Origin of the sequence: Shewanella sp. T24-MNA-CIBAN-0130, from assembly GCF_040310185.1 — a bacterium.
GTDB lineage: Bacteria > Pseudomonadota > Gammaproteobacteria > Enterobacterales > Shewanellaceae > Shewanella > Shewanella psychromarinicola.
Genome location: NZ_JBEOPP010000398.1, coordinates 1 through 259, shown reverse-complemented (window position 1 = coordinate 259; position 259 = coordinate 1). Strand labels below are relative to the sequence as shown.

The following is a 259-nucleotide window of genomic DNA, read 5'->3' as shown; positions in this document are numbered from 1 at the left end:
ACGCTGCGCATCCTGTTCGGCAAGATACTGATCTCGTTCCTCGGCATCCTCGGCGGCTTCACGATCGGTCGCGAAGGGCCGACGGTACAGGTCGGCGCGGCGCTGATGTTCAACCTGCGGCGCTTCTACCCGCGCTCGAACGCGCAGATCGAACGCCAGCTGGTGCTGGCCGGCGCGGCGGCCGGGCTGTCGGCCGCATTCAATACGCCGCTCGCCGGCATCGTGTTCGCGATCGAGGAGCTGACCCGCAGCTTCTCCG

Annotated in this window: 1 protein-coding gene; it reads left to right on the top strand. The window is 67.6% G+C overall.

Translation table 11 applies throughout. The annotated features are described in order from the left end of the window. On the top strand, nt 1–259 hold a 259-nt coding region (locus AAEZ02_RS22870), incomplete at both ends, for a chloride channel protein (protein ID WP_351125405.1).